The organism is Pseudomonas sp. 21615526, assembly GCF_013386245.1.
GTDB lineage: Bacteria > Pseudomonadota > Gammaproteobacteria > Pseudomonadales > Pseudomonadaceae > Aquipseudomonas.
This window is the reverse complement of the sequence record NZ_JACAOM010000132.1, coordinates 1-7,262: the sequence shown is the minus strand read 5'-3', so window position 1 is coordinate 7,262 and position 7,262 is coordinate 1. Positions and strand designations below refer to the sequence as shown.

The 7,262-nt window shown below is 61.3% G+C and carries 7 protein-coding genes; all 7 read right to left on the bottom strand.

All coding sequences use genetic code 11. The annotated features are described in order from the left end of the window. Positions 1-30: 30 nt before the first annotated feature. Positions 31-795 (bottom strand): ABC transporter ATP-binding protein, encoded by a 765-nt coding sequence (locus HX786_RS27950; protein WP_008432141.1) that lies wholly within the window; start codon positions 793-795, stop codon positions 31-33. A gap of 13 nt (positions 796-808) precedes the next feature. After that, positions 809-1,927, bottom strand: coding sequence for a succinylglutamate desuccinylase/aspartoacylase family protein (locus HX786_RS27945; RefSeq protein ID WP_178912887.1), 1,119 nt, complete (start codon positions 1,925-1,927; stop codon positions 809-811). A 9-nt stretch (positions 1,928-1,936) separates the two neighbouring features. After that, positions 1,937-2,647: an ABC transporter permease gene (locus HX786_RS27940; protein WP_003209532.1), complete on the bottom strand. Its 711-nt coding sequence runs from the start codon at positions 2,645-2,647 to the stop codon at positions 1,937-1,939. Continuing rightward, positions 2,644-3,372 carry an ABC transporter permease gene (locus HX786_RS27935; protein ID WP_102606225.1) on the bottom strand — a complete coding sequence of 243 codons (729 nt, stop codon included), beginning with the start codon at positions 3,370-3,372 and terminating at the stop codon, positions 2,644-2,646. Before HX786_RS27935 ends, HX786_RS27940 begins: the two co-directional genes overlap by 4 nt. Positions 3,373-3,429: 57 nt before the next feature. After that, positions 3,430-4,209, bottom strand: a complete 780-nt coding sequence (locus tag HX786_RS27930) for a transporter substrate-binding domain-containing protein (protein WP_177023308.1) — start codon at positions 4,207-4,209, stop codon at positions 3,430-3,432. Between the two features lie 329 nt (positions 4,210-4,538). Next, positions 4,539-6,173, bottom strand: a complete 1,635-nt coding sequence (locus tag HX786_RS27925) for an ATP-dependent DNA ligase (RefSeq protein WP_178912886.1) — start codon at positions 6,171-6,173, stop codon at positions 4,539-4,541. Beyond that, on the bottom strand, positions 6,170-7,174 hold the full coding sequence (locus HX786_RS27920; RefSeq protein ID WP_003213671.1) for a ligase-associated DNA damage response exonuclease: 1,005 nt from the start codon (positions 7,172-7,174) through the stop codon (positions 6,170-6,172). Before HX786_RS27920 ends, HX786_RS27925 begins: the two co-directional genes overlap by 4 nt. Positions 7,175-7,262: the final 88 nt, after the last annotated feature.

Here is a 7,262-nt window from a genome sequence, read left to right as displayed (position 1 = left end):
AATAACGGATATACACCCAACCCCTGCGGGCTACTTCAAATTCCCACTCAAAAACTGCTGCAACCGCTCGCTCTTCGGATTACCCAGCACATCCTCCGGCGCACCCTGTTCCTCCACCAACCCCTTGTGCAAAAACAGCACCTGGCTCGACACCTTGCGCGCAAAGCTCATCTCATGGGTCACCATGATCATCGTCCGGCCTTCCTCAGCCAAACCCTGGATCACCTTCAACACCTCACCCACCAACTCCGGGTCCAGCGCCGAAGTCGGCTCGTCAAACAGCATCACCTCCGGCTCCATCGCCAGCGCCCGGGCAATCGCCACCCGCTGTTGCTGGCCACCCGACAAAAACGCCGGATATTGACCGGCCACCCGCGCCGGCAACCCAACCTTGTCCAGATACCGGCGAGCGCGATCCTCGGCGTCCTTCTTGCTGCAACCCAGCACCCGGCGCGGCGCCATGGTGATGTTCTCCAGCACACTCATGTGGCTCCACAGATTGAAATGCTGAAACACCATCGCCAACCGCGTACGCAGACGCTGCAACTCAGCATCATCCGCCACGCGCATCCCATGGCGGTCACTGACCATGCGAATCTGCTGCCCATCCAGCGTCATGGCGCCGTCATTCGGCTGTTCAAGAAAATTGATACACCGCAAAAAGGTACTCTTGCCCGAGCCACTGGCGCCGATCAAGCTGATCACATCACCGGTCCTGGCCTTGAGCGAGACACCTTTGAGCACCTCATTGTCGCCATAGCTTTTATGCAGGCCTTCAACGGTCAATTTGTACATGGGGCGTGCATCCTCAAGGCGAAAGTAGGTAGCCGCTGCGATAGGCTTCAGTGCCTGCGACATGGGCAATGACCATCCCGGCAGTGGCCATGCGCCGCAGCGAACGAGCGTAAAGCAGCCCGGCATTGCGGCAATGCACTGGCGTTACGCGGTCGGAAATGGGGTCGATGATTTCGGCGATCAGTTGCCCGGCTTCCACGTATTCCCCAGGCAGCGCGCTGAATACCAGCAAGCCGCCCACGGGTGTGGCCACCGGCTCGACGCCCGCCAGCGGTGTGGCGGGGTAGGGCAATTCCGGCAGCGGTGCCGGCTCGCCGCTGATTGCGCCGAAGTGAATCAGGTAATCGATGATCGCCTGGCAGTCGAGGCTGGCCAGGCCGTGGTTGACGTCGCCTTGGCCGCGCAACTCGACGGTCACCGAAAAGCTGCCCATCGGGATCGGGAAGTGCTCGCCAAACCGTTGTTGCAATTGCCACCACACCAGCGTGAAGCATTCATCGAATGACTGCCCGCCGGAGTCGGTGGCCAACAGGCTGGCTTCCGAACCGATATAGCGCGCCAGCGGCTCCACCCGGGGCCACGCCTCGGGGGTGGTGTACAGGTGTGCAACGGCTTCGAAGTCGCAGTGCAGGTCCAGCACCATGTCGGCATCACACGCCAGGCGTTGCAGCACCAGGCGTTGGGATTCCAGTTGTGTGACGGGCGTTTGCGCCGCCAGGGCCATGGTCAGCGCATCGCGGATCAGTTCGACGTTGTGCGCAGGATCATCTCCCAGCAGGCCTTCGACTTGATTGCCAACCTCGTCGGACAGGTCGACAAACAGGCGGTTGAAGTTCTGCCCGCTTTCCAGCTCGTAGCGGCCCAGGGGGATGTCCATCAACACCTGTTCCAGGCCGGTCGGGTTGGCGATCGGTACCAGCACGATCTCGCTGCGCAGGCTGCCGGCCGCAGCCAGCTCCGCCAGGCGCGCCTTCAAGTGCCAGGCCACCAGCATGCCCGGCAATTCGTCGGCGTGCAGTGACGACTGGATGTAGACCTTGCCTTCGGCCTGCTCCGGCCCGAAGTGGAAACTGTGGATTTGTCGCTCCGTGCCCGGCACCGGCGCCACAAGTGGATGAATCTGATGACGCATGAAGGCTCCTTAGTGGCTGGGGCCGAGAAAGGCCAGCCAGCGACGCTCCGCCAGACGAAACAGACCGACCAGGGCAAAGGTCACGGTCAGGTAGATCAGCGCAGCGATACCGAATGATTGAAAGGTCATGTAGGTGGCCGAGTTGGCGTCCCGGGCGACTTTCAGGATATCCGGGATGGTCGCGGTGAAGGCCACCGTCGTCGAGTGCAGCATCAGGATCACTTCATTACTGTAGTACGGCAGCGAGCGGCGCAGGGCCGACGGCATGATCACGTAGGCATACAGCTTCCAGCCGCTGAGGCCGTAGGCTTTCGCCGCTTCGACTTCGCCGTGGGCCATGCTGCGGATCGCCCCGGCAAAAATCTCCGTGGTGTAGGCGCAGGTGTTGAGGGCGAAGGCGAGAATCGTGCAGTTCATCGCATCACGAAAGAACGCGTCCAGCACCGGCTGCGCGCGAACCGCCGCGATGCTGTAGATCCCGGTGTAGCAAATCAGCAGCTGGATATACAGCGGCGTGCCGCGAAACAGGTAGGTGTAGAACTGCACCGGCCAGCGCACCCAGCGATTGCGCGACACCCGCGCAATGGACAGCGGGATCGATACCAGGAAGCCGATGAAGATCGACGCGCTGAGCAGCCACATCGTCATGGCCAGCCCGGTGATGTGCTGGCCGTCGCTATAAAGGAAGGGGCGCCAGTATTGCTGGATAAGTTCGATCATCGCACTGCCTCCCGGGAGCCTGCGGAGTAGCGCCGTTCGAGGCGGCGCAGGACGAAGTTGGACGCGCTGGTGATCAACAGGTAGATAAACGCGGCGATCACCAGGAAATAGAACAGCTGATAAGTACTCTTGCCGGCATCCTGAGCGGCCTTGACCAGGTCGGCCAGGCCGATGATCGACACCAGGGCGGTGGCCTTGAGCATCACGCACCAGTTGTTGTTAATGCCCGGCAGGGCGAAGCGCATCATCTGCGGGAAGGTCACGAAGCGAAACCGCTGGCCACGCGTGAGCCCGTAGGCCGTGGCGGCCTCCAATTGGCCACGGGGCACGGCGAGGATCGCGCCGCGAAAGGTCTCGGTGAAATACGCACCGTAGATAAAGCCCAGGGTGATGACCCCGGCGCTGAATGGGTCGATCTCGATGTAGTCCCATTCCATAAAGTCGGTAAAGCTGGTCAGCCAGATTTGCAGGCTGTAGAAAATCAGCAGCATCAGCACCAGGTCGGGCACGCCGCGAATCAGGGTGGTGTAGATCTGCGCGGGAACCCGCAGGAACGGCAGGCTGGACAGTTTGGCAGTAGCCCCGAGCAGGCCCAGCAACACGCTGACGGCCAGGGAGAACACCGACAACTTGACGGTCATCCAGGTGCCTTGCAGCAACAGCGGGCCGAAACCCTTCAAGCTGAAGGCACTGAGCCCCAGGGTTTGCAAAAGATCTTCGAACATAAATCAGGACCTATGGCGATAAAAAAGCGCCCCTCCAGAGGAAGGGCGCCCCAGGCATTATTTGCCGCTGTACAGGTTCAGATCGCCAAAGTGTTTCTTCTGGATGGTGGCGTAGGTGCCATCATCGTGTAACGCTTTGATACCTTTATCCAACAAGGCCTTGAGGTCTTTGTTACCTTTTTTGATACCGACCGCAGTTTTGGACGGCAGCAGTGGATCGTCGATGGCCTTGCTGACTTCGTAGTCAGCACCGGCTGGCGACTTCAAAAAGCCCAGTTCGGCTTGCAGCATGTCCTGCACGGAAGCGTCCAGGCGGCCGGAAGTCAGGTCGGCGTACACCTGGTCCTGGTTGGCGTAGGCCTTGGTGGTGACACCGGCCTTGTCCAGTACGGCCTTGGCGTAGGCTTCCTGGATGGTGCCTTGCTCGTAGCCCACGGTTTTACCCTTCAGGGACTCAGGCGTGGAGTAGTTCGCGCCCTTTTTGAACACCAGCGAGGTTGGGCCGGAGAACAGCTCGTTGGAGAAGTCGATCGCCTTTTCACGGGCTTCGGTCACGGTCATCGAGGAAATCACGCCGTCAAACTTGTTGGCGTTGAGGCCTGGAATCATGCCGTCGAAATCACTTTCGACCCACTTGCACTTGACCTTCAGCTCGGCACAGATGGCATTGCCCAGGTCGATATCGAAGCCCACCAGGCTGCCGTCAGCGGCTTTAGACTCAAACGGCGCGTAGGACGGATCGACACCAAAACGCAATTCCTTGTATTCCTTGGCCAGCGCGGAACCGGCGGCCATGCACAGAGCCAGTGCAGAAAGGGTCAGCAATGCTTTTTTCATTATGTAATCCCTGGAAACCAAGATAAGCGCTTGTGGCGCGGTTAGGACTGTTACTGAACGGTGTCAGACCGGACTCAAGTAGCAATTTCTGCACCATAGTTCCGAATGGTCGTTTTAAAAGGTGAGATTAAGGAGTTGTGCCAGTAGGAAATGCCCGAAAATGGGCATTGATCAATCTATGCATTATTTTGGGGCGTGTGAGGTTTTCAAATGTGGGAGCGGGCTTGCTCGCGAATGCGGTGGATCAGTCGGTACATGTATTGACTGACACACCGCCTTCGCGAGCAAGCCCGCTCCCACATTGATCGGTGGCGTTGGTGAGAGACGTGTCAGGCCAGTAAATCCTGCAGGGTCGCCAGGTTGTCGGCTTCCTCGACGGCCTTGTCCTGGCGCCAGCGCAACATCCTCGGGAAACGCACCGCAATTCCGCTCTTGTGCCGCTTGGACAGGGCAATCCCTTCAAAACCCAGTTCAAACACCATGCTCGGCGTGACGCTGCTCACCGGGCCGAATTTCTCCACGGTGGTCTTGCGCACGATGGCGTCGACCTTGCGCATTTCCTCATCGGTCAGCCCCGAATACGCCTTGGCGAACGGCACCAACGTACGCTCAGTACCGGGCGGGCCGTCCCACACCGCAAAGGTGTAGTCGCTGTACAGGCTGGCGCGCCGGCCATGGCCGCGCTGGGCGTAGATCAACACCGCATCGACGCTGAACGGGTCGACTTTCCACTTCCACCACACGCCCATGTCCTTGGTCCGGCCCACGCCGTAGAGCCCGTCCCGGGCCTTGAGCATCATGCCTTCCACGCCCAGGCTGCGGGACGCCTCACGCTGCTCTGCCAAGTCTTGCCAGCTATCGCCGATCAGCACTGGCGACGTGCGCAACGTTGGCTGGTCGCAGTCGCTGACCACCAGCTCCAGTTGCGCCCGGCGTTCGGCCTGGGTGTGGTTGCGCCAGTCTTCGCCGTGGTGTTCCAGCAGGTCATAAGCGAGCACGGCGACCGGCGCGTCTTCGAGGATTTTCTTGCCCAGGGTCTTGCGGCCGATACGCTGTTGCAGCAGGGCGAAGGGTTGCACCGAGTCCTTCCACACCACGATTTCGCCGTCGATCACCGTGCCATCGGGCAGGCTGTTTTCCAGGTCATGAAGCTCCGGAAAGCGCTCGGTGACCAGTTCTTCGCCCCGAGACCAGATCCACAAGCGGCCTTCGCGCTTGACCAGTTGTGCGCGGATACCGTCCCACTTCCATTCCACTTGCCAGTCAGCAGGGGAGCCGAGCAAGGCATCGAACTGCTCCACCGGCTGGGCCAGGCCATGGGCCAGGAAAAACGGATAAGGCTGCCCGCCACGCTGGGCGTGTTCGTCGGACGATTCGGCGGCAATCAGCTTCAAGTAGCCTTCGGCCGTCGGACGGTTCGACAGGTCGGTGTAGCCCACCAGCCGCTGGGCCACGCGTTTGCTGTCCAGCCCGGCCATGGCGGCCAGGGCGCGGGTGACCAGCAACTTCGACACACCGACCCGGAAGCTGCCGGTGATCAGCTTGATGCAGAGCATCAGGCTCGGCTGATCCAGCTGTGCCCACAACGCGGGCAGGCGTTCTGCCAGTTCTTCTGGCGGCAGGCCACGCAAGGGCAGGAGTTTTTCTTCCAGCCACACGGCCAGACCATCGTCCGAGGTGTGGGGCGATTCCGGTAACAGCAGGGAAATGGTTTCCGCCAGGTCGCCTACCGACTGATAACTCTCTTCGAACAGCCACGGCTCAATGCTCGCGGCTTCGGTGGCCATGTCCCGCAGCAACCGGGTGGGCACCAGTTGTCGGGGCCGGCCGCCGGATAAAAAGTACACCGCCCACGCAGCATCTTCCGCGGGCGCCTGTAGGAAATAAGCCTGCAAGGCGGCGAGCTTGGCGTTGCTGGAGGTGGTGGCGTCGAGGTTGGCGTACAGCTCGGCGAAGGCTTTCATGACGTGGCCTCCTCTTCGTCATCGCCGTATTCGGTGGTGAATCCCTGGGCATCCAGGCCCTTTTCTCGCAGGTGCCTGACCAATACGCCCACAGAACCGTGGGTGACCATTACCCGCTCGGCACCGGTTTGCTCAATGGCCCATAACAGTCCGGGCCAATCGGCGTGGTCCGAGAGCACAAAGCCGCGATCCACGCCGCGCCGACGCCGGGTTCCGCGCAGGCGCATCCAGCCGCTGGCGAAGGCGTCACTGTAGTCGCCGAAGCGGCGCATCCAGGTGCTGCCACCGGCGGAGGGCGGGGCGATGATCAGGGCCTGGCGCAATAAAGGGTCGGTCTTTTTGAAGTCGCCGGCGTAGAGGGTTTCAGGGATATAGATGCCAGCTTCGCGGTACACCCGGTTCAAGGGTTCGACCGCGCCATGGCTGAGGATCGGGCCGATGCTGGCGTCGATGCCGTGGAGAATCCGCTGGGCTTTGCCGAAGGAATAACAGAACAACACGCTGGCCTTGCCGGCGGCGATATTGGCCTGCCACCAGTCGTTGATCCCGGCAAAAATCTGCGCCTGGGGCTGCCAGCGGTAGATCGGCAGGCCGAAGGTCGATTCGGTGATAAACGTATGGCAGCGCACCGGTTCGAACGGCGCGCAGGTGCCGTCGGGCTCGACTTTATAGTCGCCGGAGGCGACCCAGACTTCACCCTGGTATTCCAGGCGCACCTGGGCGGAGCCGAGGACATGGCCGGCGGGATGGAAACTCAAGGTGACGCCGTGGTGGCGCAGGCTTTCGCCGTAGGCCAGGGTTTGCAGGTTGATGTCCTGGCCGAGGCGCGAGCGCAGGATGCCTTCGCCGGGGGCGGCGGCCAGGTAGTGTTGGTTGCCGGTGCGGGCGTGGTCGCCGTGGGCGTGGGTGATGACCGAACGTTCCACCGGGCGCCAGGGGTCGATGTAGAAATCCCCGGCGGGGCAGTAGAGGCCTTCGGGCCGGGCGATAACAAGGTCCATGGGCGTGCCGTGGAGGTGGGCTTGTTAATTATGAGGCGGGGGCGGGTGGAGAAGTTCTATCGGAATGCATGCAATCAAATGTGGGAGC

What these genes read in the sequence shown, in the direction of transcription:
- HX786_RS27940 (WP_003209532.1), bottom strand. Translation starts at nt 2,647, where the DNA reads ATGATCGAACTTATCCAGCAATACTGGCGCCCCTTCCTTTATAGCGAC.
- HX786_RS27930 (WP_177023308.1), bottom strand. Translation starts at nt 4,209, where the DNA reads ATGAAAAAAGCATTGCTGACCCTTTCTGCACTGGCTCTGTGCATGGCC.
- HX786_RS27935 (WP_102606225.1), bottom strand. Translation starts at nt 3,372, where the DNA reads ATGTTCGAAGATCTTTTGCAAACCCTGGGGCTCAGTGCCTTCAGCTTG.
- HX786_RS27920 (WP_003213671.1), bottom strand. Translation starts at nt 7,174, where the DNA reads ATGGACCTTGTTATCGCCCGGCCCGAAGGCCTCTACTGCCCCGCCGGG.
- HX786_RS27945 (WP_178912887.1), bottom strand. Translation starts at nt 1,927, where the DNA reads ATGCGTCATCAGATTCATCCACTTGTGGCGCCGGTGCCGGGCACGGAG.
- HX786_RS27950 (WP_008432141.1), bottom strand. Translation starts at nt 795, where the DNA reads ATGTACAAATTGACCGTTGAAGGCCTGCATAAAAGCTATGGCGACAAT.
- HX786_RS27925 (WP_178912886.1), bottom strand. Translation starts at nt 6,173, where the DNA reads ATGAAAGCCTTCGCCGAGCTGTACGCCAACCTCGACGCCACCACCTCC.